Below are 26587 nucleotides of genomic sequence, written 5' to 3'. Positions count from 1 at the left end.
GTGCCGGGCGGGCGACGCGGGCACGGGGTCGCGGGGCAGGGGATCGCGCGGCGCGGGTGCGGCAGCGGGGTCGTTGCGCGCCGACGCGGGGTCGCCGTGCACGGGCGCGGCGGAGGGCGGATCCACGATCTCCGGATCCGTCATCGCCGCTCCTTCCTCGTCGGTTCGTCACGGCCTGCGGGTCCGCGGGGCGGCGTTCTGCTGCGTGCGCGCGTCCGGCACACCCCATGATGTCGCGCCTCGTGCTCGCGGGCCATGGGTCTGAGTCCCGTCGTCGCTGAGCGCCTGTGGGGGTCGCCCGTGGCGCGAGGGGCGCCCGTCCGGCGTGACGGCGCCCGTGGGGCGAGGGCCGCTGTCGGGCGTGAGGGCTGCTGTCGGGCGTGAGGGCGCCCGTCAGGCGAAGCGGACCGTCTGCCGGATCCGGGTGCGCAGGTCGAACAGCTCCGTGCCGCCGATCGTGCGGGAACCCGGCACGCCGGTGCGCAGCAGCGGTCGCAGGGCGCTGCGCCGCACGACCACCACCGTGGTGCCGCGGATCGCGCCGAGCGGGGTCACCGCCTGCGCGAGATCGTCGTCGGGCAGCACGAGGATCCCGCCGCCGAAGCGGACCCGGGCGGCGCGGGCGATCGTGCGGATCTGCGTCACCAGAGCGGTGACCGGGGCCAGGGATCCGGTGCCGTTGCCGATAATCTCGCCGCCGCGGAAGCGCGCGATCTCGCCGAAGTCCGCCGACATGAGGCCGTACAGCCCGGAGGGACCGAGCACGATGTGGTCGAGGGTGTCGGGCGCCGCCTCACCGGTGCCGGGCGCGGGCGGGCTCGCCGGCACCGCCACGTCGTGCCAGGCGGTGAAACCCATGCCCAGATCCGCCACGGTGCGCGCCGTGTGCTCCTCGGCCAGGGCGTTCGCGAGCAGGCGGCGCAGCTCGCGCGGGATCGTGCGCACGAACGCGGGGTCGTACGGATCCGCGACCTCCGCGCCCGCCCACTGCCGGACCTGCGCCAGATACACGCGGCGGCGGCTTCCGCCGGCTTCGCCGTAGGCCTTGGCCCGTGGCCGGGTGTCGGTGCGCGGCACGGGCGCGCGCCAGCCGTCCCAGGAGGTCTCGTCGTCGGCGAACCCGTGGCCGCGGTCGTAGGCGGCGCGCAGCTCCGGGGTGCCCACCAGATCCCACGCCCGCTGCACCTGGATGAACACGGCCGCATCGCCGCCGGTGTCGGGGTGCGTGCGCCGCAGCTGCAGCCGGTACGCGCGGCGCAGCTCCTCGTCGGAGGCGGTGGCCACGACGCCGAGCACCTCGTACGCGGAGGCGGAGAGCGGACTGTCGAACATCGCCCTCCTCGGGTCTCATGCCACGAAACGGCGGGATCCAGGGTATCCCGTCGGTGCCCGAGCGCCGGCTGAGGCCGGCGGCCGCTCCCGTCCGGGTAGCATTCCCGGGTGAGATCCCCGATGAGTCCCGACCACCCGCTGCAGCAGGACTACGAGGTGCGCTTCGACTGGGCGCGGGAGGGGCTGCGCTCCATCGCGCGGGGCGCCGGCGTGATCGTCGTGATCGACGCCATCTCGTTCACCACGACTGTGGAGCGGGCCGTGACCGAGGGGCTCGAGGTGCAGCCGTTCCCCGGGAAGCGCCCCGACGCGGAGGCCGTCGCGGCCGCCGGCGGGTTCGGCGACGCGCGCCTGGCCGGTCCCCGCGGCGGAGCCGGCGTGACGCTGTCGCCGTCGAGCCTGACTGCCGAGAACGTGGGCGCGTTCGGCGCGAGCCGCACGGTCGTGCCCTCGTTCAACGGGTCCCGGCTCTCGGCCGCCGCTGCCGGCTTCGGCGTGCCGGTGCTGGCCGCGTCGCTGCGCAACCGCACGGCGGTCGCACGCTGGATCCTCGATCACCAGGTGGCGCTGGGGCGCCGGGTGAAGGTCGCCGTGGTCGCCGCGGGTGAGGTGCGCGACGACGACACGGTGCGCTTCTCGGTCGAGGACCTGCTCACCGCAGGCGCCGTGATCGACGCCCTCGGGGCGCTCGGCATCGACGCGTGCTCTCCCGAGGCCGCGGCCGCCTGCGCCGCCTATACCGGGCTCGCCCGGGCCACTCGGCACCTGTTCACCGCCTCGTCGAGCGGCGTCGAGCTGCGCGAGGAGGGCCAGGGCGCCGATGTCGCGCTCGCCGCCGAGACCGACGTGTCGACGACCGTGCCGGTGCTCGTGGACGGCGTCTTCCGGCAGGCGGATCCGGCGGCGCTCGCCGAGGGGCTCTGACGGTTACGCGCCGAGCGCGTCGACCAGCCGTTCCTCCGCCGCTCCGAGGTGCTGCCGCAGCAGGCGCGCCGCGAGGTCGCCGTCGCCGTTCCCGGCGGCATCGAGGATGGCCTGGTGCTGCGCGGCGATATCGTGAGCGTCCAGCAGGCGCCGGCCCTGCACCTGTGCCATGCACAGGCGGGCCTCGTCGAGCACCGTGCGGTACATGCGCGAGGTGCGCTCGCTGCCGATCGCGTCGATGAGGGCCGTATGGAAGCGGATGTCGGGATCGACGGTCGCCGGATCCGGTCCCGGAGGCAGGGCTGCGATCTCGTCGTTCGCTGCGACGGCGGCGGCGGGAACACGCGCCTCGGCAGCCAGCTCGCGCAGCGCCATGGCTTCGAGGCGGGCCCGCGTGCGGTAGACATCGCGCACGGTCGCTGCATCGATCGCCGCGACCCGTGCCGTGCGGTGGGCCGTGCGGATGAGGAGCCCGCTCGCGACGAGCTGCTCGATCGCGGCCTTCGCGCTCGGCCGCGCGATGCCGAACTCCGCAGCCACCCAGGCCTCGGTCACGGCGGCCTCGCCGGGGAGCGACCCGTCGAGGATGCGCTGACGCAGAGTCCGGCTCGCTGCCTCTACGACTCCGATGACGCCTACGGTGCTCTCGATCATGAGGACAGCGTAGAAGAAGGGGCCATGCACCGTATACTTGTCAGACAATCTCGGACGGACTGCAATGAGGAGTCGCATGCCTGCCATCGTGACGTCGCCCCTGGACGAGGCCGCTCTCGGACCCGGCGTGCGGGTGGCGTCGCGCACGATCGACCGCTTCGCCAGGGCGCACGACGCGTCGCACTACCTGCTCGTGCCCGAAGCGGTGCTCGTGCCCGAGGACGCCGAGGGGGTCGCCCGGGTGTTCGCCGCGGTGCGTGCGGCGGGGCGCTCCCTGACGTTCCGCTCCGGCGGCACGAGCCTCAGCGGGCAGGGCGTCACCGGCGACGTCATGGTCGACACGCGCTCGGCGTTCCGCGGCATCAGGGTCAGCCCTGACGGAACCTCCGTGGCTGCGCAGCCCGGCGCCACCGTGCGGCAGGTGAACACCCGCCTCGCGCGGTTCGGCCGCAAGCTCGGGCCGGACCCGGCGAGCGAGATCGCGTGCACGATCGGCGGGGTGGTCGCCGACAACTCCAGCGGCATGGCGTGCGGCATCGTGGAGAACTCGTACCGCACGATCGAGTCGCTGCTGCTGGTGCTGCCCAGCGGCACGATCCTCGACACCGGCGCGCCGGACGCCGCGGAACGGCTCCGCGACCGCGAGCCCGAGATCGCGCGGGGACTCGAGCACCTGCGCGACCGTCTGCGTGCCGACCCGGGCCTGAGCGCCGAGGTCGCACGCCAGTTCTCCCTGAAGAACACGATGGGCTACGGCCTCAACTCCCTGCTCGACTTCGACGACCCGGTACGGATCCTGGAGCACCTGGTGATCGGATCCGAGGGCACGCTCGCGTTCGTCGCCGAGGCGCGGTTCCGCACGATCCCGATCCAGCCCGAGATCTCCACGGGCCTGCTCGTGTTCGACACCCTCTCCGACGCCATGGCGGCGCTGCCGGGGCTGACCGCGCTCGGTCTCGCCACGATCGAGCTGCTCGACGCGGCCTCGCTCCGGGTGGCCCAGGGGCTCAGCACCGTGCCGGACGTGATCGCCGGCATCGAGGTGCAGGGCCACGCCGCCCTGCTCATCGAGGTGCACGCCGCCGATGCGGCAGCCCTGGCGGAGGGCGTGGACAGGGTCCTCGCGCACCTCGCCACACTGCCGCTCACGACGCCCGCGCGGATGACCCGGGATCCGGCCGAGCGCGGGGAGCTGTGGACGGTCCGCAAGGGTCTGTACACGGCGGTCGCCGGTGCCCGCCCGACCGGGACCACCGCGCTCCTCGAGGACATCGCGGTGCCGGTGGAGCGGCTGCTCGTCGTGTGCGAGGGGCTCACCGCGCTGTTCGCCGAGCACGGCTACCAGGGCTGCGTGATCTTCGGGCACGCCAAGGACGGCAACGTGCACTTCCTCGTCAACGAGCGCTTCGACGACCCCGTGGCTCTGCGACGGTACGAGGCGTTCACGGAGGATCTGGTCGCGCTCGTGCTCGCCCACGGCGGGACCCTCAAGGCCGAGCACGGAACCGGCCGGATCATGGCGCCGTTCGTGCGGCGCCAGTACGGCGACGCACTCACCGACATGATGTGGGAGATCAAGAGGCTCCTCGATCCGGACGGGATCCTCAACCCCGGCGTCGTGCTGTCGGATGACGAGACCTCGTACCTCGCCCACCTCAAGCTCGTGCCGACCGTCGAAGGCGAAGTCGATCGCTGCGTCGAATGCGGGTATTGCGAGCCGACCTGCCCGAGCAAGGATGTGACCCTGACCCCGCGGCAGCGGATCGTGCTGCGGCGGGACATGACCGCGGCGCTGCGTCGGGGCGAGACCGACATCGCGGACGACATCGCCCGCGACTACGACTACGACGCCGTGCAGACGTGCGCCGTCGACGGCATGTGCGGCGTGGCCTGCCCCGTCGACATCAATACGGGCGACCTGGTGCGCCGACTGCGGGCCGAAGAGGCGGGCCGGCTGGAGCAGGGCGTGTGGAACGCCGCGGCGAAGGGATGGGGCGCCGTCACCCGCGGCGGGAGCGCCGCCCTCAACCTGGCCAAGGCGATGCCGGCGCCGCTGGTGACCGCCGTCACCCGCGCCGGTCGCGCGGTGCTGGGCAGCGATGTGGTTCCGCTGTACGACGAGAGCCTTCCCGGGGGCGGCTCCCCGGCTCTGCCCGCGGCGGATCCGGTGGATGCCGAGGTGGTGCTGTTCGGATCCTGCATCGGGACGATGTTCGGGGCGGAGCAGGATCGGTACGGCGTGCCGGGGGAGGGATCCCGGGAGGCGCTGCGGCTCCTGCTGGAACGGGCGGGGATCGCATACAGCGTGCCGCCCGACGCGGGAGGCCTCTGCTGCGGCACCCCGTGGAAGTCCAAGGGGCAGCTCGACGGCTACGCCACGATGACCGCGCGCGTGCTGCCGGCGCTGTGGCGGGCCAGCCGGGAGGGCGCGCTGCCCGTCGTCTGCGATGCGGCGTCGTGCACCGAGGGGCTGCACGTCATGCTCGCGAAGGCCGTGGCGGAGCATCCCGAGTACACAGGGCTCCGCATCGAGGACGCCACCACGTTCCTCGCCCGCGAGGCGCTGCCGAAGCTGACCGTGCGGGAGCGGATCCGCTCGATCGCCGTGCATCCCACGTGCTCGACGACGCAGCTCGGCGCCACCGGTGCGCTGCGCGCGCTCGCCGCGGCCGTGGCCGAGGAGGTGTACGTGCCCGACGGCTGGGGCTGCTGCGCGTTCGCCGGTGACCGCGGCATGCTGCACCCCGAGCTGACCGCGAGCGCGACCGCCGTGGAAGCGGCCGAGGTCGCCGCGGCCGGCGCCGAGCGCGACTTCGACGCCTACGTCTCGGCGAACCGCACGTGCGAGCTCGGCATGAGCCGGGCCACCGGCAGGCCGTACCGGCACGTGGTCGAGGTGCTGGAGGAGCTCACCCGCCCGTGAGGGGGCAGAAGCCCGTGCGCCCCGTCGGAGGGCGCGATCGGCTCCGTCCCGGCGACCCGCAGGCCGCGCACCCGGAGTTCACCCCTTGCGCACGGCGACGGGCGCCTGGATCCGGGCGCGGTCCAGGCGCCCCTCGAGCACGCGCACGGCCCCGCCGGGGACGAGGATCCGGCCGGTGTGCACAGAGCCGTCGAGCAGGTCGGTGCCGCTGCCCTGTACCGCGGCCGCAGTGTCGCCGTGGTTGATGAGGAAGTGATACTCGCGGGCGCCGGCCACGCGGGTGGTGACGCGCAGGCGGTGGTCGTCGCGGATCGGGGCGGTCGCGCCGGCCTCGCCGGCCGCCTGCGTCAGCACTCCGCGCAGCCCGCCTTCGTCGAGCCAGGCGGAGACGTACCACGCCGTCCCTGCGGAGACCGACCGGCGGGTGACGACCGGCAGCCCTTGCAGGTCGCCGTCCGTCGCGGTCGCCGCCGCCGTGGCGCCGGCGAGGCGCACGACCTCGGCCCAGGTGCGCGCCGTGCCGGACCAGCCGTCGCCCGTGACCGCAAACGCCTCATCGTCGCGCACCGGCCAGACGTCCTCCACGCGGATCCCCAGCAGCTCGTGGAAGGCACCGGCGAAGCCACCGGGGCGCACCCGGTCGAGCTCGTCGACGACTCCCGAGAACGCACCGATCACGACGGTCGCCCCGGCGTGCGCGGCGGCGGAGATCCGCGCGGCGTGCTCGTCCGAGACCAGGTAGAGCTGCGGCGCCACCACCAGGCGGTACGGCGCGAGGTCGGCGCTCGGCGGCACGACGTCGATCGTGAGCCCCAGTGCGGTGAGCACCCGATGCCAGGGCAGCACCGCGTCCATCAGGCGCAGATCGTTGCGGGGATGGTCGCCGCCCTCGAACGCCCACCACGACACCTCGTCGAGCACGAGCGCGACGTCCGGGCGGACGCGGGATCCCGCGACGGCGGCGATCGAGCGCAGGTCGGCACCGAGCCCCACCACGTCGCGGAACACGTCGCTGTCGACCCCGGCGTGCGGGAGCATCGCCGAATGGAAGCGCTCGGCGCCGCTGCGCGCCGCCCGCCACTGGAAGAAGCACACCGCGTCCGCGCCGCGAGCGACGTGGCTCAGGGCGTCCCGACGCAGCTGTCCGCGGCGCTTGGAGGGATTGATCCGGCGCCAGCTGGTGCCGTTCGGTGCCGTCTCCATGAGCATCCAGGGTGCACCGCCGGCGAGGCCGCGCGACCGATCGGCCGAGAAGTCGGTCTCCTCGAAGGCATTCCGTCCCTCTCCGAGGTAGTGGTCGCTCGCGATGACGTCGACGTCATCGGTCCAGGTCGAGTAGGCCATGTTGCGCCCGGCATCGAACACGATGAAGTTCGTCGTGACCGGCACGTCCGGCGTGAGGGCGCGCAGCACGGCCCGCTCGGCGCGCAGCTGATCGCGTAGCTGGTCCGAGCTGAAGCGGGCGAAGTCGAGCTCGAGCGTCGGGTTCGGCCCGGTGAAGGTCGCCCGCGGCGGCTCGATCTCCTCCCACGACCGGTAGCGCTGGCTCCACACGGCCGTCCCCCAGGCCCGATTGAGCTCGTCGAGCGAGTCCGCGTAGCGGCCTCGCAGCCAGATCCGGAACGCCCGCGCGCTCTCCTCGCCGTAGCAGCGCGCATTGTGCCCGCCCAGCTCGTTCGACACGTGCCACAGCGCGAGCGCCGGGTGGTCGCCGTAGCGCTGCGCCATCCGCTCCACGAGCTCGATCGAGTGCCGCCGGTAGGTGCGCGACGACGGCGACCATGCCTGGCGGCCGCCCTGGGCGATGCGGTTCCCATGCCGGTCGACGGCCAGGACCGACGGGTCCGCCGCGGCCAGCCAGTTCGGAACGGATGCGGTCGCGGTCGCCAGGTCGACGGCGATCCCGCCCTCGGCGAGCAGATCCATGACGCGATCGAGCCAGTCGAAGTCCCAGCGGTCGGGCTCGGGCTGGAGCTGCGCCCAGCTGAAGACTCCGACGGTGACCAGCGTCACGCCGGCCTCGGTCATGAGCCGGACGTCCTCGGGCCAGACCTCGGGATCCCACTGCTCGGGGTTGTAGTCGCCCCCGTAGGCGAGCCCCGAGGGGCGGTCGGGGCGTCCGGTCGGGCGCAGCCAGCTCATCGCACTCTCCTTCGGGGTTCGCGCGCCGGCGCGTCGCCGGTGTCCGGGCGGCATCGCGGGCGGGTTCGGATTCAGGCTAGCGGAGCGAAACAACGTTGTCTATGCTGGGACAGCACCCGAGACGGATGCCCGCACCTGAGCGCTCCACGAGCGATCGGTTCAACGACGAACGAGAGGTACACATGAAGCACCACAGCACACGCCGGGCGGCGGCGCTCGCCGCCGGCCTCGCCATCGGAGCGCTGGCCCTCGCCGGATGCGGCGCCGCCGGTCCCACGGGGAGCGCCTCGAGCGACGGCAAGCCGGTGGAGATCACCTTCTGGGGGTGGGCCGCGGGCTACGACAAGTCCGTCGAGCTCTGGAACGCCTCCCACCCCGACATCCAGGTCAAGTACCAGGCGCTCGCCGACGGCGGTGCGGGCGGCTACGACAAGATGCTCACGGCGGCCAAGGCCGGGACTGCCCCCTGTCTCGCCCAGGTCGGGTACGAGACCTTCCCGAGCTTCCTCGCCGCAGGCGCCCTGCAGGACATCAGCCCCTACGTGAAGGACGCCCGCGGCGACTTCGCCGACTGGGTGTGGGGCAACGTCGGCGTCGGAGACCAGACCTTCGGCGTCCCCGTCGACACCGCTCCGATGGGCCTGTTCTACCGCAAGGACCTCTTCGAGAAGGCCGGCATCGCAGTGCCCAAGACCTGGGACGAGTTCGAGCAGGCGGCGAAGAAGGTCGTCGCGACCGATCCGAACGCACGCCTCATGAACATGCCGAGCGATCCCTACCTCTACGCGGGCTTCGCCTGGCAGGGGCAGGCGCCGTGGTTCGGCACCGCGGGCGACGCCTGGAAGGTCTCGCTCGACAGCGCGGCCAACGTCAAGGTGGGCGACTACTGGCAGAAGCTGCACGACGAGAACCTGCTCAGCACCTACCCGGCCTTCGACGCGGCGCTGTACTCGGCGTGGGCCGGCGGCCAGGTGTGGTCCGAGGTGGGGCCGGTGTGGTCGGCGTCCCTGATCCGCGATAACGCGGCGGCGTCGTCGGGCAACTGGGCCGTAGCCCCGATGCCGCGCTGGGGCGGCGAGGACAAGGTCGGCAACTCGGGCGGATCCTCGACGGCTGTCATGAAGGACTGCGCGCACCCGAAGGAGGCGACGGAGTTCGCCCTGTGGATGTCGACGGATGAGGCGTCGGTCACGAACCTGATCGACGCGGCCGCGATCCTTCCGGCCTCGAACGCCGGCCTCAAGAACAAGGCGCTCGACGCGCCCGTCGACTACTTCGGCGGCCAGCCGATCTACACCGTGTTCCGCGAGGAGGCGGCGAAGGTCGCAACCGGCTGGCAGTGGGGCCCGGTGATGTCGATCACGGCCGCATCCCTCGGCGACGGGCTGGGGCGCATCGCCTCGGCCGGCAACACGTACGCGGCCACGCTCGACGCGGCGCAGAAGGCGACCGTCGACGCCCTCAAGAGCCAGGGCTTCACCGTCAAGTGACCCCCGGTGCCCGGGCGGTTCTCACCGCCCGGGCACTCTGACGTCCAGGAGGACCAGCACAGCCATGACCAGCACCACACCCGTCCGGCGACGGCGCCCGAGATCCCGCGGGCTGCGGCGCGCGCTGCCCTTCGTCCTGCCGTTCCTCGCCCTCTTCGCGATCGTGTACCTGGTGCCCACGGTCTACGCCGTCGTGCAGAGCCTCTTCGCCGTCAAGCGATCCGGTCTCGGCCTCGGCGGCGTGCAGGTCGACTTCGTGTGGTTCGGGAACTACCTGCGGGCGTTCTCGGATCCGGGCTTCCTCGGCTCGCTCGGCCGGGTGCTTCTGATCGGGGTGATCCAGGTGCCGCTCATGCTGATCATCGCCCTCGCACTCGCCCTGCTGATCGACTCCCGGGTGGCGACCGGCAAGCGGTTCTTCCGGCTGGCCTTCTTCGTGCCGTACGGCCTGCCCGGCGTGATCGCCGCGCTGGTCTGGTCGTTCCTCTACGCGCCGACCCTCAGCCCCGTGGTGCAGGCCGCCAAGGCGGTCGGCATCGACCTCTCGTTCGTCAGCGACGGGATGATCCCCTTCTCGATCGCCAACATCCTGACCTGGGCGTGGACCGGCTACAACATGATCCTGCTGTACTCCGCGCTGCAGGCGATCCCCGCGGATATCATGGAGGCGGCGGCGCTCGACGGCTGCACGGGATGGCGCGCCGCGCTGCAGATCAAGGTGCCGCTCGTGCGCCCGGCCCTGCTGATGACGCTCGTGTTCTCGATCATCGGCACCGCCCAGCTGTACAACGAGCCGATCACCATGAAGTCGATCGCCCCGAACCTGCCCTCCGACTACACCCCGATCATGGCCGCGATGAAGTGGCTGTCGGCGAACGACTTCAACTACGCCGCGACGCTGTCGGTGATCGTCGGAGCCGTCGTCTGCCTGCTCTCCGTGTTCGTGTTCCGTGCCTCCGCGAAGCGAGTCGACTGATATGGCCACCGTCACCGAGACCCTCGTCCGCCCTCCGTCCACCGAGCGTCCGTCCGGCCCGCCGCGGCGCCGGGGCGCCGCCTTCGAGCGCGTGAGCCCGGCGTCCCGCGCCTTCGTGCTGGCGATCATGATCCTGTTCGCCGTCTACTGCCTGCTGCCCGTGTGGTGGCTGCTGGTGAGCGCGACCAAGCCGTCGGGAGAGCTGTTCACCGGCGACGGCTTCTGGTTCGGCCGGGGATTCGACCTGGTCGACAACGTCGTCGAGCTGTTCCGCACCCAGGGTGGCATCTATGCCCGCTGGCTCCTCAACTCGCTGTTGTACGCCGGCGTCGGCGCGGTCGTGTCGACCCTGCTCTCGGTCATGTGCGGTTACGCGCTCGCGAAGTTCGACTTCCCCGGCCGCGAGGCCATCTTCGGCGCCGTGCTCGCCGCGGTGCTCCTCCCGGCGCCGATCCTCGCCGTGCCGCTGTATCTGCTGTTCAGCGGCACCGGCATCGTCAACACCTTCTGGGCGGTGTTCATCCCGAGCATCGTGAGTCCGTTCGGCGTCTACCTCGCGCGCATCTACGCGGCGTCATCGGTCCCCGACTCGATCATCGAGGCGGGGCGGATCGACGGCGCCGGCGAGTTCCGGATCTTCACCATGGGCATGCGGATCATGGCGCCCGCGATGGTCACGATCTTCCTGTTCCAGTTCGTCGCGATCTGGACGAACTTCCTGCTGCCCTCCCTGATGCTCGCCGACATGTCGCTGCAGCCGGTGACCGTCGGCCTCATCCAGTGGCGGGCCATGCAGGGCTTCCCGGTCGGGTACACGACCGTCGTCACGGGAGCGCTCGTGTCGGTGATCCCGGTGGTCGCCATGTTCCTGTCGCTCCAGGGCTTCTGGAGCAGGGGTCTGGCCGCCGGAGCCGAGAAGTAGTACCGGCTCCGAGAAGGAGCGCCGGCTCCGGAGCGGCGTGGCGGGACGGCTCAGAGCAGGCGGAACGCGACCCCGGTGAGCCGGCTGGCACCGGGGTCGAGCACGGCGCCGCCGTCGCGGGTCGTGTCGGTCGGACGCGACATCGGCTCGAAAGCGACCGCGCGCGCCCGGCGGAACCACGGGAACCCGGCCGTCGCGGACAGCTCCTGCCACACCCAGAGGTGCGGCATGAGCGTGCCGTCCCAGGAGAACTCCACCCGCGGTCCGTCCTCCGCCGAGAGCACGATGCGATCGCCCGGCACCTCGTCGAGCCAGCCGTAGACCGCGCGGCGGTCGTCGGCGCCGACCGCGTCGAGGCGGAACGGGACGCCCGCGCCGTCGGCCCCCTCCGGCCATGGCCTCGACGAGCCGCCGTGCGGGGTGAACGCGCCTCCGGCCTCGATCCGCAGGCCGCCGCGGAGCAGGTCGGATCCGAACGCGGTGTGGTGGCCGTAGTCGAAGCGCACCGGCACGTCCGACGCGTTGTGCAGGGTGTCCCGGATCACGAGGCCGTCCGGGGCGGCGCTGACCACGCGGCTCACCGAGATCGGCGCGGAGAACAGCTCGAGGGTCAGCCGCGCGGTGTGCGGCGTCGCCTCGACGAGATTCCACGCCGCGGCCGACGCCTCGCCGTGGTACCCGGCGGGCTGGTCGTAGTCCGCGGGGTCGCCGACGGTCGGGAGCACGGTCTGGGATCCGCCGCGGTAGCGCTCGAGCCATCCGGGAACGGCTCCGGGGATCCGCCCCGGCGCCCCGGCGAGCACGGCATCGGCGTGCGCGCGCCACGGCGTGCGGAAGAGCAGCTCGGCGCCCGACGCGGTGAGCGAGAGCAGGTCGCAGCCTCGGTCGGGATCGAGGACCGCGCGGATGCGACCCGCGGAGAGCTCGATCATCGGGGCAGCTGGGAGCCGCGCAGCACCACGTCCACGGGGAGCCTCTCGGTGAGCGCGGGCTCGTCCGATCCGCGCAGGCGGGCGAGCAGCAGCCGGGCCGCCGTGCGGCCCATCTCGTCGAGATCCGGCGTCGCGACGGTGACGGCCGGCACGTTCAGGGGCGCCGCCTCGAAGTCGTCGAACCCCACGAGGGGCAGCTCCCGTCCGCGCTCCCGGAAGGCGAACAGCGCGCCGATCGACGCACGGTTGTTCGCAGCGAACACGGCGTCGGCCTCGCCGCGATCCAGCAGCTCGCCGACGATGCGCGCCGCGTGGTCGCCGGTGTGCGCGCCGTCCTGCACGAGCGCGTCGTCGACCGGGATGCCCCGTGCCTCCAGCGCCGCGGCGTAGCCGTGGAAGCGCTCCTGCATCGTGTAGATGCCGCGCGAGTCGCCGACGAACGCGATCCGCCGCGCGCCGGCGTCGAGCAGGGTGTTCGTCGCCGCGGCCGCGCCGTCGCGGTCGTCCGCGAGCACCGTGTCGGCGCGCTCGTAGGCGCCGGGGCGGTCGAGGAACACGAGCGGGGGGATCGGCGGCGGGAATCGCGACCAGTCCCGTCCCGCCTTCTGCGGCGGCACGATGATGAGCCCGTCGACGCGCTGGTCGATCAGCCGGTTCACGAGCCGGTCGTGCTGCTCGCCGTCCTCCTCCGAGCTGGCGACGATCAGCATGTAGCCCTCGGCGCCCAGGATCTCCTCGATCGCCCGGGCCAGCGTGGAGTAATAGGGGTTGGCGAGGTCGGAGATGATGAGCCCCACCATGCGGCTCGTCCATCCCGGGCGGATGCTCGCGGCGGCCAGATTGCGCCGGTAGCCCAGCTCCTCGATCGCGTCGCCGATGCGCTTGCTGAGCACGGGGTCGATGTTCGTCGCGCCGTTCACATAGCGCGAGACGGTCTTCAGTGCGACCTGCGCGACCCGCGCGACGTCGTTCATCGTCGGACTCTGAGACATCGTTCTCCCTGGAAGCGGCTCCGCTCATCGTAGCGGCCGCCTCCTCGGCTCCCGCTCCGTGCGCGATCCGTCCGGTCGACGCGGTCGCCGCCGCTCACGGGAGCGGCGGCCGGCAGACCAGCAGCGTTCCCCGTCCGTGCGCGATCACCGCTCCGGCCGCGTGCGGCACGAGTGCGGCGGTCCCGCGGGGCCACGACGCGCCGCCGACCTGGACCGCGCCGTCCGTCACGATCACGACGGCGAAGCCCTGGGCGAGCTCGTCGCGTCCGTCCACGATCCGCTCCTCCAGGCGGAAGAACGGATCCGCGTCCACGGGAAGGCCCGCCGGATCGTCGCGGCGACGGATCAGGCGGCCGAGGTCGTCGGCGCTCAGGGCTCCGCGATCCACGGCCCGCAGGGCGAGGTCGAAGCCGAGGCCCAGGTGGCCGTCGCGGAGGCCGTCGAGGGCGAAGTCGCGCCACTCCAGCAGGATCGACAGATCTTCGGGCTCCTGCACCTCGGCGAGGAGCACGCCCTCGCCGATCGCGTGCAGGGTGCCCGGAGGCACGAAGACGCGGTCGCCGGGCCGGACGGGCACCTCGTGCAGCAGCGCCAGGAGGGCGTCCGGGTCCTGCGCCGCCACCAGGGCCTCGAGCCGGGGGAGGGAGAGATCCTGGCGCAGGCCCAGGTGCACGACGCCGGGGGTGAGGATGTGCCACGCCTCGGCCTTTCCGTGCGAGGTCCCCACGTGCGCGCCGGCGAAGGCGCCGTCGGGGTGGGCGTGCACCGGGAGGCGCTGTCCGGCGTCGAGCAGCTTGACGAGCAGCTTGGGATCGGCGCCCCACCGGGCGACGTGCTCCGGACCGAGCCAGGTGACGGGGTCGGCGGCGAGGGCGTCGACCAGCAGCCGCCCGTCGGGCAGGCGCGTGCGTCCGACCCCGTCCTCGCCGCGCACGCACGTGACCGACCCGATCCAGTCCTCCGGCGTGTGCGGCTCCGCCTCGCCCTCCCCGCGGAAGGCGGCGATCCGGGCGCCGCCGCGGTAGAAGCGCGCGGCGGGACGGTTGCCGGGCAGCACGATCGGCGCCCTGCCGTCGGCCTGCGGGGTGGGGGCGCCCGTCCCGGGGTTCTCGATGCCGGGCGACGCCGCGTCGCGGCCGTCGGGATCCTGTGCGCCCCCTCCGGTGAGCACGGCCGCGGCGGCGCGCGCGGCGATGTCGAGCGCCTCGGCGGGATCCGCCCCGTGGATCAGCGCGTGCAGCACGCCCGCCGTCGAGGCGTCGCCCGCCCCGTTCGTGGTGAGCGGGCGCGCGATCTGCGTGGCGGGGCGGAACACCGACACGGCGGCCCACCGTTCGGCGAGCGGCGCGAGGACGCGGCCGCCCTCCCGCAGCCGCGCGACGGGCGCGGTGGCCAGGTGCACGCCGAGCGAGCCGCCCGAGACTGCGGCGATCCCCGCGCCGCGGCGGATCAGGTCCTCGGCGAGCGCGGCGAGGGCGGCGTCGTCCTCGACGGCGTCGCGATGCAGGGCGGAGGTCAGGTCGTCGGCGCTGGGGGTGATCACATCGATCAGAGGGGCGACGCGGTCGAGGATCCGGTCCCAGTCGAGCGCGCCGACGGCGGTGCGCGGATCGACCACCGCGAGGTCCACGGATGTGGTGGCGCCGTGGCGGCGGGCGCGCTCGAGCAGCTCGGCCAGCGGGGCCGCGTCGTCGGCGAGGAGCGCGGGCAGGAGCGAGGGGTAGCCGATGTGGACGAGGTCCACGCCCTCCAGCGCGAGATCCGCCCCGGTGAACTCCGCGTTGGCGCCGACATGGTGCCAGAACACGCGGTCCTCGCCCGGCTGCTCGATCACCACGCTGTATGAGGTGGTCCGCCCCGGCCGCACCTCGAGACGGCCGGTCGCGCCCGGGATCCGGTCCACGAGCCCCTGCGCGACGCGGCCCAGGTCATCGTCCCCGACGGACGCGTGGATCCGCGCCGGGGTGCCGAGCGCCGAGAGGGTCCGCGCCGTGTTCGCGACGCAGCCGCCGAGCGTCAGGGCGAGCGGCCCGATCTCGACGAGACGGCCGGCGTCGAGGTGCGCGGGTCCGCCGAGGGCGGGGGTGGCGTCGACGCAGATGTGGCCGACGATGCAGATCCTGGTCACGGATCGTCCTTCCTGGAGCGTGCCCGGTCGTCGATCAGGCGAGGGCGACTAGACAACGTTGTTTCACCGTGGCTAGTGTGACACAGGAACGGCCATCCCGGCCATGCCCACGCGGCCCGCGGCCGCGATCCGCGAACTCTTCCAAGGAACGGTGCGATGACGCCATACCGCCTGAACAGGCTCTTCCATCCGACGTCGGGGCGGCTGCTCGACGTCGCCGTCGACCACGGCTTCTTCGGCGAGGCGTCGTTCATCGCCGGCATCGAGGACATGCGGTCCGTCGTGCACACCCTGGTCGCAGCGGGACCCGACGCGGTCCAGCTCACGCTGGGACAGGCGCGCCACCTGCAGAGCCTTCCCGGCAAGCAGAAGCCGGCCCTCGTGCTGCGCACCGATGTGGCGAACGTGTACAACAACCCGCTGGACGAGGTGCTGTTCAGCCACCACGTGCCGCACGCGATCGAGGAGGCCGTCCGGCTCGACGCGGCCGCGGTCTGCGTCAACCTCATGCAGCTCCCGGGGCACCCCGAGGTGCGCGAGGCGAACATCCGCTCCATCCTGGCGCTGCGCGCCGAGGCGACCCGCTACGGGATGCCGCTGATGATCGAGCCGCTCGTCATGCAGGACAACGCCCGAGCGGGCGGCGGCTACATGGTCGACGGCGACATCGACCGCATCGTCACCCTGGTCCGCCAGGCGGTGGAGCTGGGCGCCGACCTCATCAAGGCAGACCCCAGTGACGACCTGCGTCAGTACGCGCGGGTGATCGAGGTCGCCGGCGACGTGCCGGTGCTCGTGCGCGGCGGCGGCCGGGTCGACGACCGCACGCTGCTGGAGCGCACCGCCGCGGTGCTCGACGCGGGCGCGCGGGGCATCGTGTACGGGCGCAACGTGGTGCAGCACCGGGACCCGGCGGGCATCACGGCCGCCCTGCTCTCGATGCTGCACGACGGGGCAGGCGTCGACCAGGCGCTGGCGCTCGTGGGGGAGGAGTCGTGAGCGCCCGCGAGGTCAACGTCGCCATCATCGGCGGCGGGCTCATGGGGCGCGAGATCGCGGCCGCCATCCAGCGCTGGCCGGCGCTGGTCGACCATCCGGTGCGGCCGCGGCTGACCGCCGTGTGCGACCTGAACCCCGAGGCGCTCACCTGGTTCGCGCAGATCGACACGGTGACGACGACGGTCACCGACTACGCCGACCTGCTCTCGGATGACACGATCGACGTGGTCTACGTGGCCGTCCGGCACGATCTGCACGCCAAGATCTACGGAGACGTCATCCGCGCGGGCAAGAGCCTGCTCGCGGAGAAGCCCTTCGGCATCGACGCCGAGGCCGCGGCCGAGATCCTCTCCGCCGTCGAGGCGCACCCGGAGAGCTTCGTGCGCTGCTCCAGCGAGATCCCGTTCTTCCCCGGGGCGCAGGCGGCCGTCGACTACGTGCGCTCGGGGGCGCTCGGCACGATCCTCTCGGCCCGCAACAGCTTCCTGCACTCGAGCGACCTCGACGTCCACAAGCCGCTCAACTGGAAGCGGCAGGCGCGCTACTGCGGCGAGGCGGGGGTGCTGAACGATCTGGGCATGCACACCTGGCACGTGCCGCTGCGCCTGGGCTGGCGACCGCAGAGCGTGTACGCGATCCTGCAGAACGTCGTGCCGCAGAGGCCCGGTCCGGACGGCGTGCTCGCAGACTGCGACACCTGGGACAACGCTGTGCTGCACAGCTGGGTCGAGCAGGACGGGGCCCGCTTCCCGCTCACGACCGAGACGAAGCGGATCGCCCCCGGGGAGAAGAACACCTGGGAGTTCGAGGCGATCGGCATGGACGGCGGGGTGCGGTTCAGCACCCGCGATCCCAAGACGGTCGAGGTCTTCCGGGTGATCGACGTGCCCGGCGGCGGTCGCGAGCAGGCGTGGCAGCGGATCCAGGCGGGGAGCCAGTCGGTGTGGCCGACCGTGACCGGCGGGATCTTCGAGACGGGCTTCTCCGACTCGATCCTGCAGATGTGGGCGTCGTTCCTCGCGGAGCGCGACGGGTCGCTCGGCGAGCGGTTCGGGACGGTGCGCCCCGAGGAGGCTGCAGCGACGCACGCGATCTTCGCGGCTGCGCTGCGCTCGCACGCCGAGGGGCGCGCGGTTCCGCTCGAGGGCTGATCAGCGCAGGGCGGGCGTCGACGTCGCCCGCCCCGCCAGACCCTCGAGCACGATCTCCGCGACCCGCTGCTGGCCTGCACGCGTGGGGTGGACGCCGTCCTGCTGCCAGAACCCGGATCCGGCGGACGCGCCCTGCGCGCGGATGGCCCCGTGCACGTCGATCGCATCGAGGCTCGTCTGCAGGATCGCCGCGACGAGCTCGTCGAGATCCGCTTCGGTCCACCAGACGCCGGTCCGCCGATTGCGCTCGGCGACGGAGGGGTCGATCGGGGTCGGCGTGATCGCGACCACGCGGGCGCGGGTCTCGGCGTCGAGCGCGCGGAGCAGGCGCCGTCGGAGCGCGAGCGGCTCGCCGGGGCCGGTGAGGCGGACGTCGGCCGATGCCCCGTGGCGGCGCACGTCGTTCGTGCCGAGCATGAGCAGCACCGCGTCGGGATCCAGCGCGGCGATCGCCGACAGCGATCCGATGGTCTCGACCGTGGTGCGCCCGCTGACGGCCCGATTGCACAGGTCGATCCGCCGGCCCGCCGCCCGCAGCGCCGCGCCGAGGATGTCGACCCAGCCTCCGGCGGCCGCGGAGAGCGAGTCGCCGAGCACGAGCACGCGCTCCCCGTCGGCGAACGGGAGCGCGTCGAACAGCTCGGGCCGGTGCGCGTGGAGCGCCCGTCCGTCCTCCTCCGCCTCCCGCGCGCGGCGCGCGATCTCGGCGCGCACCTCCGCGACAGGGGCGCCGGAGGCGGCGCTGAACCAGTCGTGCAGCGCGTTCTCGGCGGGCGGCAGGGGCTCGAAGGCGGGGAACGGGGCGAGCCCGTAGAGGGCGACCAGATCGGCGGCGGTGACGGGCGCGGTCACGGATCCTCCTCGGGCGGCGGAGCGCGGTGAAATTGCCTCTTGGCATCGAGACAACGTTATCCTACACTGGCCGGGGTTGCCCTTCAACGATGAACGGAGACGTCATGCGACGACGCAGCTTCACAGCCCTGGTCGGTGCGGTCACGACCGCAGTGGTCCTCTCTCTCCTCGGGACCGCACCCGCCTGGAGCGCGGATCCGCCGAACCTGCTGGCCGCAGACCTCGACGTCGGCATGGACGGCACCGCGTCCCCGCTGACGCTCTCCTCGGCCACGAGCGGCGGCACCCAGTCGCTCGTCGACATCGGCGGCAACCGCGCTCTCGAACTGCGCGACGCCTCCGCGGGCGCCAACACGGCCTCATACTTCTTCAAGCGCTGGAGCGCGAGCGCACTGCGCACCCGCATCAACCAGATCTACGGCCAGCCCGCGGGGAGCCCGTCGGTCGACTTCCTGTTCAGCTTCCGCCTCGCCCGCACCGCGGCGAGCGACAAGACCGTCGCGAAGGACGTCTACGCGCAGCTGCAGTTCGGCAACTTCGACAACGTCGCCGTCCCGCGGTTCCCGATGGGCGCCGTGAGCCTCACGACCACGAACGCGTACAAGAGCACATCCGGCGCCCTGGCCCCGGTCACCTCCGCCGACATCGCGCAGTACCGCTTCACGATCGTGCCCAACGGGGGCACCCGGCTCGTCTCCACGGTCGAGCTCGGCTTCCAGGTGCGCGTGGACACCGGCGGCACCGACGAGGCGATCGCGATCGACGACCTCTCGATCGTGGAGGCGCCCGCCGTGCCCGACTCGCAGGCGCCGACCGCCCCGACCGGCGTCCAGGGTGCGGTCTCCGGCGGCACCGCGTCTCTGCAGTGGTCGCCGTCGACTGATGACGTCGGGGTCAGCGGCTACGACGTGCTGCGCGACGGCGTGGTCGCGGCGACCGTCAGCAGCACGACGACCTCCGCGCAGGTCACCGGCCTGATGCCGTCGACGCACTACACGTTCCAGGTACGCGCCAAGGACGCCGCGGGCAACGCGGCGACATCCTCCGGTGTGACCCTCACCACCGCCGCGGCGCCGGTCGACCACGCCTCGCCGTTCCCGGGGGACGCGACCAGTCGCCTCGCCTGGCTATGGGACCGGACCAAGGCGCAGAAGGAGGAGGCGGAGGGCCCCCAGTTGGCGCCCGCCTACACCGCTCGCGTGCTCGACGGCCAGGACGTGACCGCGAACCTCGCCAAGCTCAAGAACCTGTACACCTTCTACGACGCCGAGCAGTACAAGTCGCTGTCGAAGATGTACGCGTACCTCATGGCCCGCGGCTCCTACACGTCCGACATGCTCCCGCTCGTGAAGAGCTACTTCGCGCAGTACGCGTACGGCAAGCTCAATCAGACCGAGAACCTCCGGATGGCGAACTACGCCGTGGGGTATCTGACCGGGGTCTACCTGCCGGACGTCGTCGACAAGAACGGCAACTCCGGTGCCGCGCTCGTGCAGGTGTCGCAGGCGCCCCTCGAGGCCATGATCGACGCCGGCGTGCACCGCGGATGGGCCGAGTACGAGAGTCCCGAATACACGATCATGACCTATCTCGGCCTCAATGCCATCCAGCAGTGGAGCCCCGACGCAACGCTGCGCCAGAAGGCGAAGATGGCGATGGACGTCATGTGGTTCGAGTGGGCGAACGACTGGAACGACGGCTACATGATCTCCTCGCTGAGCCGGTCCAAGGGCGACCTGGCGGTGATCGGGGATCCCACCTGGCGACCGGCCGATCACACCGCCCTCGCCTGGGCCTGGTTCGGCTCGTCGCGCGCCCAGCAGCGCGTCGGCGAGGCCGAGAACGATGCTCCGAGCGCCTACCGGCCCAACCTCGAGGTGCTGGGCTACCTCGCCTGGCCGGGGATGTCGTACCAGCCGCCCGCGCTGGCGGTGGAGATCGGGCAGGACAACGCCAAGAGCTACACCTCCCACAAGACGACGCTGCAGAACTCGAGCGGGAACGCGATGAACGTGTTCCGCACGACGTACGTCACCCCGAGCTGGGGCCTGGGCACCGAGGTGCAGTACCGCCGCTCCGACAACTGGCAGGAGGATCAGGCGATCGTGCTGCGGTGGAAGTCGGACGATCCCAACTCGGTGTTCCGCGTGAACGTCGACGTCGGATCCGCGTCCATCGGCTCCTACGACCAGCCGCGCTTCCATCGGGTCATGCAGTCGGACGGCACCGCGATCGGCGTGTACAACTCGTGGGGCTTCGCGCCGGACGACAACGTCAGCGCCCTGTTCCCCGCGAACGGCGCGATCAAGGATCGGATCGAGGCCGGTGGCTGGGTGCTCGTCGACGCGGGCTCGATGTACTTCGCGTACCGCGCGGTCCAGCCCGCGACCTGGTACTACCAGACGCCGAACGACCCGCCGAACAAGGTCAAGACGACGACCTCGACGCATCCGACCGCGGGGCTGGCGTACGCCTACGACATCCTGCGCAGCGGGGCCGCGAAGAACGGATGGATCCTGGACACGGCCGACAAGTCGCAGTACGCCGACCTGCAGGCCTTCGCCGCCGCGATGACCTCTACGACCAGTGTCGACACGAGCCACATCGGCGACAGCGCGCCCCGCCTCGTCTACCGCAACCTCGCGGGCAAGACGCTGGATCTGACGTACGGCGACTCGACGGCCGCCCCGGCGGGCCAGGCGAAGGTCGACGGCGTCCCGATCGCCTACGACGGCTTCAAGCTGTTCGACACGCCCTGGCTGCAGCAGGATCAGCTGGGCGACGTCTTCACGGCCCACCGCGGCGCCATCACCCTTACCTACGACTTCTCCTCCTGGACGGTCACGACGACGGACGCCTCCGACCGCACGCCGCCCACCGTGGCGTGGAGCGGCGGCCCGGCGGACGGTGCGAGCTACGTCTTCGGGACCCTCCCCGATGCGCCGACCTGCCAGGCGGTCGACGACGGGTCGGGCCCGGCCGACTGCGTGGTCACCGGCTACGACGGCGCCGTCGGCACCCACACGCTCACGGCGACCGCGCACGACGTCGCCGGCAACACGGCGGAGGCGACCCGCACCTACACGGTCGCCCCCTACACGTTCGCCGGGTTCTTCGCGCCGGTGAAGGCCGACGACGCCGTGAAGTCGGTGAAGGCGGGGTCGACCGTGCCGCTCAAGTTCACGCTTTCGGCGGGGGACCGGAAGCTGACCTCCACCGCGGCGATCGCCGACATCCGCGCCGTCCCGCGTGCCTGCACGCCCGACACGCCCGTCGAGCAGCTCGAGACGGCCGTGACGAGCGGCGCAGGGCTGACCTACGATCCCGTCGCCGGCCAGTTCCAGTACGACTGGAAGACGGATCGGGCCGCGACGGGATGCGCCGACTTCGTCATCCGTGCGGTCGACGGATCGGAGCTCAGGGCGCCGTTCGAGTTCCGGTGAGCCGGCGCGGGCCGGATCCCGGCGGCGCAGCGCGCGGGCCCGGGGTAGGGGACGTAATTCAGGCTGGATTGCGGTCCGGGTGGTGCGCGGTGATCGCTCGATCCGACCTGAGTTGTGGACCGGGCCACGGGGCGGCGACCGCTCCAGGCCCCGGGTTCGGGCTCCTCAGCCCCGGTGCACGTCCACCGGCACGATCATCGGGGTGCCGGCGATCGGATCCGGGACCACGACGGCCTCCAGCTCGAACACTTCGCGCAGGAGCTCGACCGTGACGACGTCGCCGGGAGGGCCCTCGGCGACGACCCGTCCCTCCCGCATCGCGATGAGGTGATCCGCGTAGCGCGTCGCCAGGTTCAGCTCGTGCATGACGACGACCACCTGGGTGCCGCGCTCGCGGCTGAGACGCACGAGCAGCTGCAGCAGCTCCACCTGATGCGCGAGGTCGAGGTAGGTCGTCGGTTCGTCGAGCAGCAGGACGTCGGGCTCCTGCGCGAGCGCCATCGCGATCCACGCGCGCTGGCGCTGACCGCCGGAGAGCTCGTCGATCGTGCGCTCGGCGAGCTCGGCCATGCCGGTGACGTGCAGCGCATCGGCGACCACCTCGTCGTCCCGGCGGTCGCGCCCGCCCAGCCATCCGCGGTGCGGGGTGCGACCGCGGTCGACGAGGTCGGCGACGCTGATCCCGTCGGGGGCGACGGGCGCCTGGGGGAGCAGGCCGACGATGCGCGCGACCTCCTTGGTGGGCAGCGCGCCGATCGCGGATCCGTCGAGCAGCACGGATCCGGCCCGCGGCTTCAGCAGCCGCGCCAGGGCGCGCAGCAGCGTCGACTTGCCGCAGCCGTTGCCGCCGACGATCATGGTGATGCCCGACGCGGGCAGGGCCAGGTCGAGGCCGTCGACGACGGGATCCGCGTCGTAGCCGACGGTCAGGTTCCGTGCTTCCAGGGTGTGCGTCATGCGCGCGTGCGTCCTCTCATCAGGAGCCACAGCAGGAACGGCGCGCCGATCGCGCCGGTGATCACGCCGACCGGCAGTGCGATCGGGAACAGGTGCTGACCGACCAGGTCGGCGGCGAGCACGATGATCGCTCCGATCAGCGCCGAGGCCGGTGCGAGCGCCGAATCGCGCCGTACCAGCCGAAGCGCGATCGGACCGGCCAAGAACGCGACGAACGAGATCGGACCGGTCAGCGAGGTCGCGACCGCCACGAGCAGCACCGCGCACAGGATCAGCAGGATCCGGCTCCGCTGCGGTCGAGCACCGAGGGCGGCCGCCGAATCGTCGCCGAGACGGAGCACCGGCAGGACGCGCGCGCCGAGCAGGGCGATCGCCAGCAGCGCGAGGAGCGCGGGGGCGGTGGGGCCGAGCTGATCCCACAGGCTGCGACTGAGCGAGCCGGCCATCCACACGGTCGCCTGCTCGGCGGCCTTGATGTCGGCGCGGGTCAGGACGTACCCGATTACGGCCTGCAGGGCGGCCGCGACGGCGATGCCGACCAGGACGAACCGGAGGCCCGAGAGGCCGCGACGGTATGCGAGCGCCCAGATCAGCAGCGCCGTGAGCAGGCCGCCGGCGATCGCGGCGCTGGACACGCCGAGTCCCGAAGCGCCGAAGAACGAGATCGCTGTGACCGCCGCGGCGCTGGATCCGGTGCTGATGCCGATCACATCGGGGCTCGCGAGCACGTTGCGCAGCAGGGTCTGGAACAGCATGCCGCCGAGGCCGAACGCCGCTCCGGCCAGCAGTGCGCCGACGGTGCGCGGCAGGCGCAGCTCGACGACGGCGAAGCTCACGCCGGGTACGGTCTCGCCGGCCAGGGCGCGCAGCACGTCGGGCAGCGCCAGGGTCTTCGCGCCGAACACGAGGCCGGCCGCGCACAGCGCGACGGCGGCGACGATGAGCACCGTCATCAGCGCCGTGTCGCGTCTGCGGCCGTGCCGGCGAGCGGCGCGCAGAGCGTCGGCCGAGCGGAGGTGTGCGGTGCCCGGGGTGCTCACAGTCCCACCGCCTTGCGCCGCCGCAGCAGCACGATGAAGATCGGGGCGCCGACGAGGCCGGTGACGATGCCCACCTCGAGCACTCCGGGGCGCGCGAGAAGGCGCCCGATCACGTCGCAGACGAGCAGGAACGCCGCCCCTCCGGCCGCGGAGAGCGGTACGATCCAGCGGTAGTCGGCGCCGACGAGGAAGCGCACGGCGTGCGGCACCGCGAGCCCGACGAACCCGATCGGGCCGGCGAGTGCGGTGGCCGCGCCGCACAGGAGCACCACCGCGACGACCGCGGTGATCCGTGCGGCGCCGACGCGCACGCCGAGACCGCGCGCGACGTCGTCGCCGAGCGCGAGGGCGTTGAGACGCCCGGCGCACGCGACGGCCAGCACGGCGCCGAGGGCGAGGAATCCGCCCAGCTGCGCGAGTGAGGAGAACGACGCAGCGGTGAGGGATCCGACCTGCCAGAAGCGGTAGCTCTCCAGCGTCGACTCGTCGACGATGAGGATCCCGGTGATCACCGCCGTCGCGATCGCCGTGACCGCGGCGCCGGCGAGGGCCAGCGTGACCGGTGTGGCGCCGCCCGGGCTCGCCGCCGCGGCGCCGTAGCCGATGACGACCGCGACGGCGGCGCCGGCCAGGGCGCACCACACGATCGCGAGCGGCGCCTGCCAGCCGAGCAGGGTCATCCCGAGCACGACGAACAGCGACGCTCCGGCGTTGACGCCGAGCAGCCCGGGGTCGGCCAGGGGGTTGCGCGCCATGCCCTGCATGAGCGCACCGCCCATTCCGAGCGCGGCGCCGACCAGCAGGCCCGTGAGGGTGGTCGGCACACGGGACAGCACCGCCGCCTGATCGGTGGAGCCGTCCGGCTGGAGGAAGGCGTTCCACACGGCTTCGATCGGCACGATCCGTGCGCCGAGGGCGAGCGAGAGCGTCGCCGCCGCGGCCACCGCCACGGCGCACGCGAGGAACGCCCACGCCGGGGCCAGGCGTGCGCGGGTGCGCGTGCCCGAACCCGGCGCGGACGCCGTCGGAGCGGGGGCGAGTGTCATCAGGCCTTGGCGGCGGCCTCGCCGAGCATCTTCGCGTAGGTCGGCAGTGCCCACGGGATCGAGAGAACCGTCGGCGCCGACACGGCCATCAGCAGGGCTTCGTCGTCCATGAGGGCGACCGCGCCCTTCTTCACCGCGGGGATCCGGCTCAGCAGGGGATCCTTCTGCAGGGTCGAGAGGTCGCCGCCCTGCACGTAGATCACGGCGACGTCGGCATCGAGCCGGTCGGCCTGCTCGGCGGAGATGGTGCCCACGAAGCCCTTCTCGCCCTTGGCGAGGTCCTTGATCGACTGCGGGGTCGCGAAGCCGAGGTCGTTCAGGTACTGCACGCGGGTGTCGCTCGGCGTGTAGTACTGAACCTTCCCCAGATCTTTCGCGTCGACCCACATGACCATGCCGGTCTTCCCCGTGGCCGCCGGGTACTTCGCCATCTCCGTCGACATCGCCTTCTCCGTGTCGGCGATGAGCGCTTCGGCCTCCGCGGCCTTGCCGAGCGCTGCGCCGATCATGGTCGTGGATTCGCGCCAGGACGTTCCCCACGGCGCGCCGGGGTAGGCGACGGTGGGGGCGATCTTGGTGAGCGTGTCGTACTCCTGCTTCGTAAGGCCCGAGTTCGCACCCAGGATCAGATCCGGCGCAGTGTCCGCGATCTTCTCGTAGGGGATGCCGTCGGTCTCGTCGTGCAGTGCCGGGAGCTTCGCCTTCTCGGAGGTGAGCGCCTCCTTGGTCCACTGCAGGTAACCGTCGCCGTCCGAGTCGCCGAAGGTCGCCTTCGGGATCGTGACGGGGACCGTGCCCAGTGCGATCGCGGCGTCGAAGCTGCCCCAGCCGATCGCGGCGACGTTCTTCGGGGCCGACTCGATGACGGTTTTGCCGTAGACATGCTCGACCGTCGCCGGGAAGGCGCCGCCGGATGCGCCCGTGCCGCCTGCTGCGGGAGCGGTTCCGGTGGAGCACGCGGTCAGGGCGAGGACGCTTGCGGTGACAAGGCTGAGAACGGCCGCGCCGCGGCGCAGACGGAGGGAGGGCATGAGTCTCCTCGGGACGAAGGGATGCTGGATAGGTAAGCCTAACCTATGCTTCTTCCGGCCTCGAGTCGAGTCGCCGCGGATCCGGCAGGCGGATGGCGCGGGCACCCATGGTGCGCCGCGATCGGTCGCCCTTCGTCAGGCCCCGTTCAGCAGTCCCAGGCAGGGCCCGATCACGACGATCCATGCTGCGGCCGACACGATGAGCACGCCCACGCCGATGCCTCGGGTCTTCGGCCAGATCAGCAGAACGGCTCCGAGGATGAGCGGGAGCACCACGGCGCCGATCGAGAACGCCATGCCGAGATTCGCGAGGCTGAAGAACAGGATCACGGCGATGAACATGGATCCGCAGCCGACCGCGGTGCCCACGCCGATCCCGGCACCGAAGCTCAGACCCGAGCGCGGAGCGGGCGGGGCGGGCCAGCCGCCGTAGGGGGCGCCGGGGTTCGAGGGCGCGGCGTAGGCGCCCGGGGCGCCAGGGTACGGCGTCTGGGGCCCGCCCGGCGCCTGCGGTGCGCCCTGGTACGGGGCCTGCGGTGCGCCCGGGGCCTGCGGTGCGCCCTGGTACGGGGCCTGCGGTGCGCCCGGGGCCTGCGGTGCGCCGGGCGGAGGGAACGCCCCGCCCGTGGGGTTCGCCGACGGCTGCGCACCCC

At 72.4% G+C, this 26587-nt stretch carries 19 protein-coding genes and 1 pseudogene; 8 read left to right on the top strand and 12 right to left on the bottom strand.

All coding sequences use genetic code 11. The features are described 5' to 3' along the window. Positions 1–393: 393 nt before the first annotated feature. Positions 394–1332, bottom strand: coding sequence for a J domain-containing protein (locus AERO9AM_RS17410; protein WP_159577637.1), 939 nt, complete (start codon positions 1330–1332; stop codon positions 394–396). Between the two features lie 108 nt (positions 1333–1440). Between AERO9AM_RS17410 and AERO9AM_RS17405 the strand changes: the two genes are divergently transcribed. After that, on the top strand, positions 1441–2256 hold the full coding sequence (locus AERO9AM_RS17405; RefSeq protein ID WP_159577636.1) for a 2-phosphosulfolactate phosphatase: 816 nt from the start codon (positions 1441–1443) through the stop codon (positions 2254–2256). Positions 2257–2259: 3 nt separating this feature from the next. On the opposite strand, the gene AERO9AM_RS17400 is transcribed toward AERO9AM_RS17405, so the two are convergent. Then, a complete protein-coding gene (locus AERO9AM_RS17400; RefSeq protein ID WP_159577635.1) occupies positions 2260–2910 on the bottom strand; it encodes a GntR family transcriptional regulator in 651 nt (216 codons plus the stop codon). A gap of 76 nt (positions 2911–2986) precedes the next feature. On the opposite strand from AERO9AM_RS17400, the gene AERO9AM_RS17395 reads away from it, so the two are divergent. Then, positions 2987–5833, top strand: a complete 2847-nt coding sequence (locus tag AERO9AM_RS17395; RefSeq protein WP_236602726.1) for an FAD-binding and (Fe-S)-binding domain-containing protein — start codon at positions 2987–2989, stop codon at positions 5831–5833. 78 nt (positions 5834–5911) lie between these two features. On the opposite strand, the gene AERO9AM_RS17390 is transcribed toward AERO9AM_RS17395, so the two are convergent. After that, on the bottom strand, positions 5912–7975 hold the full coding sequence (locus tag AERO9AM_RS17390; RefSeq protein ID WP_159577633.1) for a beta-galactosidase: 2064 nt from the start codon (positions 7973–7975) through the stop codon (positions 5912–5914). A 182-nt stretch (positions 7976–8157) separates the two neighbouring features. Here AERO9AM_RS17390 and AERO9AM_RS17385 point away from each other — a divergent pair, with 182 nt between their 5' ends. The 3 genes from AERO9AM_RS17385 (at position 8158) to AERO9AM_RS17375 (ending at position 11363) form a co-directional block, all read left to right on the top strand. Beyond that, positions 8158–9465, top strand: coding sequence for an ABC transporter substrate-binding protein (locus AERO9AM_RS17385; protein WP_159577632.1), 1308 nt, complete (start codon positions 8158–8160; stop codon positions 9463–9465). Between the two features lie 64 nt (positions 9466–9529). Continuing rightward, positions 9530–10441, top strand: a complete 912-nt coding sequence (locus tag AERO9AM_RS17380) for a carbohydrate ABC transporter permease (protein ID WP_159577631.1) — start codon at positions 9530–9532, stop codon at positions 10439–10441. A gap of 1 nt (position 10442) precedes the next feature. Then, on the top strand, positions 10443–11363 hold the full coding sequence (locus tag AERO9AM_RS17375; protein ID WP_159577630.1) for a carbohydrate ABC transporter permease: 921 nt from the start codon (positions 10443–10445) through the stop codon (positions 11361–11363). A gap of 50 nt (positions 11364–11413) precedes the next feature. On the opposite strand, the gene AERO9AM_RS17370 is transcribed toward AERO9AM_RS17375, so the two are convergent. From AERO9AM_RS17370 to AERO9AM_RS17360, 3 genes are all read right to left on the bottom strand, one after another. Next, positions 11414–12295, bottom strand: coding sequence for a hypothetical protein (locus AERO9AM_RS17370; protein WP_159577629.1), 882 nt, complete (start codon positions 12293–12295; stop codon positions 11414–11416). After that, the gene (locus AERO9AM_RS17365; protein ID WP_236602725.1) at positions 12292–13269 is read right to left on the bottom strand and encodes a LacI family DNA-binding transcriptional regulator; all 978 of its coding nucleotides are present in this window, start codon (positions 13267–13269) and stop codon (positions 12292–12294) included. Before AERO9AM_RS17365 ends, AERO9AM_RS17370 begins: the two co-directional genes overlap by 4 nt. Positions 13270–13381: 112 nt before the next feature. Then, the gene (locus AERO9AM_RS17360) at positions 13382–15415 is read right to left on the bottom strand and encodes a PfkB family carbohydrate kinase (RefSeq protein ID WP_159577627.1); all 2034 of its coding nucleotides are present in this window, start codon (positions 15413–15415) and stop codon (positions 13382–13384) included. Between the two features lie 156 nt (positions 15416–15571). Between AERO9AM_RS17360 and AERO9AM_RS17355 the strand changes: the two genes are divergently transcribed. Next, entirely contained in the window at positions 15572–16414 is an 843-nt protein-coding gene (locus AERO9AM_RS17355; protein WP_159577626.1) for a class I fructose-bisphosphate aldolase, read from the top strand. Beyond that, positions 16411–17565, top strand: coding sequence for a Gfo/Idh/MocA family protein (locus AERO9AM_RS17350; RefSeq protein WP_159577625.1), 1155 nt, complete (start codon positions 16411–16413; stop codon positions 17563–17565). The genes AERO9AM_RS17355 and AERO9AM_RS17350 overlap by 4 nt, the downstream gene beginning before the upstream one ends. Here the strand turns inward: AERO9AM_RS17350 and AERO9AM_RS17345 are convergent, their stop codons facing one another. Next, positions 17566–18417 (bottom strand): SGNH/GDSL hydrolase family protein, encoded by an 852-nt coding sequence (locus AERO9AM_RS17345; RefSeq protein WP_159577624.1) that lies wholly within the window; start codon positions 18415–18417, stop codon positions 17566–17568. A gap of 89 nt (positions 18418–18506) precedes the next feature. Between AERO9AM_RS17345 and AERO9AM_RS17340 the strand changes: the two genes are divergently transcribed. Beyond that, entirely contained in the window at positions 18507–21860 is a 3354-nt protein-coding gene (locus AERO9AM_RS17340; RefSeq protein WP_201298732.1) for a PxKF domain-containing protein, read from the top strand. A gap of 165 nt (positions 21861–22025) precedes the next feature. Here the strand turns inward: AERO9AM_RS17340 and AERO9AM_RS17335 are convergent, their stop codons facing one another. The 5 genes and pseudogenes from AERO9AM_RS17335 to AERO9AM_RS17315 form a co-directional block, all read right to left on the bottom strand. After that, complete coding sequence (locus tag AERO9AM_RS17335; RefSeq protein WP_159577623.1) at positions 22026–22817, bottom strand: ABC transporter ATP-binding protein; 792 nt, start codon at positions 22815–22817, stop codon at positions 22026–22028. Beyond that, complete coding sequence (locus tag AERO9AM_RS17330) at positions 22814–23857, bottom strand: FecCD family ABC transporter permease (protein ID WP_236602724.1); 1044 nt, start codon at positions 23855–23857, stop codon at positions 22814–22816. The genes AERO9AM_RS17335 and AERO9AM_RS17330 overlap by 4 nt, the downstream gene beginning before the upstream one ends. Continuing rightward, entirely contained in the window at positions 23854–24903 is a 1050-nt protein-coding gene (locus AERO9AM_RS17325) for a FecCD family ABC transporter permease (RefSeq protein WP_159577622.1), read from the bottom strand. The genes AERO9AM_RS17330 and AERO9AM_RS17325 overlap by 4 nt, the downstream gene beginning before the upstream one ends. Beyond that, on the bottom strand, positions 24903–25934 hold the full coding sequence (locus tag AERO9AM_RS17320) for an iron-siderophore ABC transporter substrate-binding protein (protein ID WP_159577621.1): 1032 nt from the start codon (positions 25932–25934) through the stop codon (positions 24903–24905). The genes AERO9AM_RS17325 and AERO9AM_RS17320 overlap by 1 nt, the downstream gene beginning before the upstream one ends. 135 nt (positions 25935–26069) lie before the next feature. Then, a pseudogene (locus AERO9AM_RS17315) lies at positions 26070–26587 on the bottom strand (hypothetical protein); the annotation flags it as partial.

Origin of the sequence: Microbacterium sp. 8M, assembly GCF_902506375.1 — a bacterium.
Classification (GTDB): domain Bacteria; phylum Actinomycetota; class Actinomycetes; order Actinomycetales; family Microbacteriaceae; genus Microbacterium.
The sequence above is the reverse complement of the archived record's forward strand: the minus strand, read 5'-3'. Positions and strand labels throughout refer to the sequence as shown.

Bases quoted from the DNA above. Each gene is read 5' to 3' on its own strand.
- AERO9AM_RS17410 (WP_159577637.1), bottom strand. From the start codon at position 1,332: ATGTTCGACAGTCCGCTCTCCGCCTCCGCGTACGAGGTGCTCGGCGTC.
- AERO9AM_RS17400 (WP_159577635.1), bottom strand. From the start codon at position 2,910: ATGATCGAGAGCACCGTAGGCGTCATCGGAGTCGTAGAGGCAGCGAGC.
- AERO9AM_RS17395 (WP_236602726.1), top strand. From the start codon at position 2,987: ATGCCTGCCATCGTGACGTCGCCCCTGGACGAGGCCGCTCTCGGACCC.
- AERO9AM_RS17390 (WP_159577633.1), bottom strand. From the start codon at position 7,975: ATGAGCTGGCTGCGCCCGACCGGACGCCCCGACCGCCCCTCGGGGCTC.
- AERO9AM_RS17385 (WP_159577632.1), top strand. From the start codon at position 8,158: ATGAAGCACCACAGCACACGCCGGGCGGCGGCGCTCGCCGCCGGCCTC.
- AERO9AM_RS17380 (WP_159577631.1), top strand. From the start codon at position 9,530: ATGACCAGCACCACACCCGTCCGGCGACGGCGCCCGAGATCCCGCGGG.
- AERO9AM_RS17375 (WP_159577630.1), top strand. From the start codon at position 10,443: ATGGCCACCGTCACCGAGACCCTCGTCCGCCCTCCGTCCACCGAGCGT.
- AERO9AM_RS17370 (WP_159577629.1), bottom strand. From the start codon at position 12,295: ATGATCGAGCTCTCCGCGGGTCGCATCCGCGCGGTCCTCGATCCCGAC.
- AERO9AM_RS17365 (WP_236602725.1), bottom strand. From the start codon at position 13,269: ATGAACGACGTCGCGCGGGTCGCGCAGGTCGCACTGAAGACCGTCTCG.
- AERO9AM_RS17355 (WP_159577626.1), top strand. From the start codon at position 15,572: ATGACGCCATACCGCCTGAACAGGCTCTTCCATCCGACGTCGGGGCGG.
- AERO9AM_RS17340 (WP_201298732.1), top strand. From the start codon at position 18,507: ATGAACGGAGACGTCATGCGACGACGCAGCTTCACAGCCCTGGTCGGT.
- AERO9AM_RS17335 (WP_159577623.1), bottom strand. From the start codon at position 22,817: ATGACGCACACCCTGGAAGCACGGAACCTGACCGTCGGCTACGACGCG.
- AERO9AM_RS17325 (WP_159577622.1), bottom strand. From the start codon at position 24,903: ATGACACTCGCCCCCGCTCCGACGGCGTCCGCGCCGGGTTCGGGCACG.
- AERO9AM_RS17320 (WP_159577621.1), bottom strand. From the start codon at position 25,934: ATGCCCTCCCTCCGTCTGCGCCGCGGCGCGGCCGTTCTCAGCCTTGTC.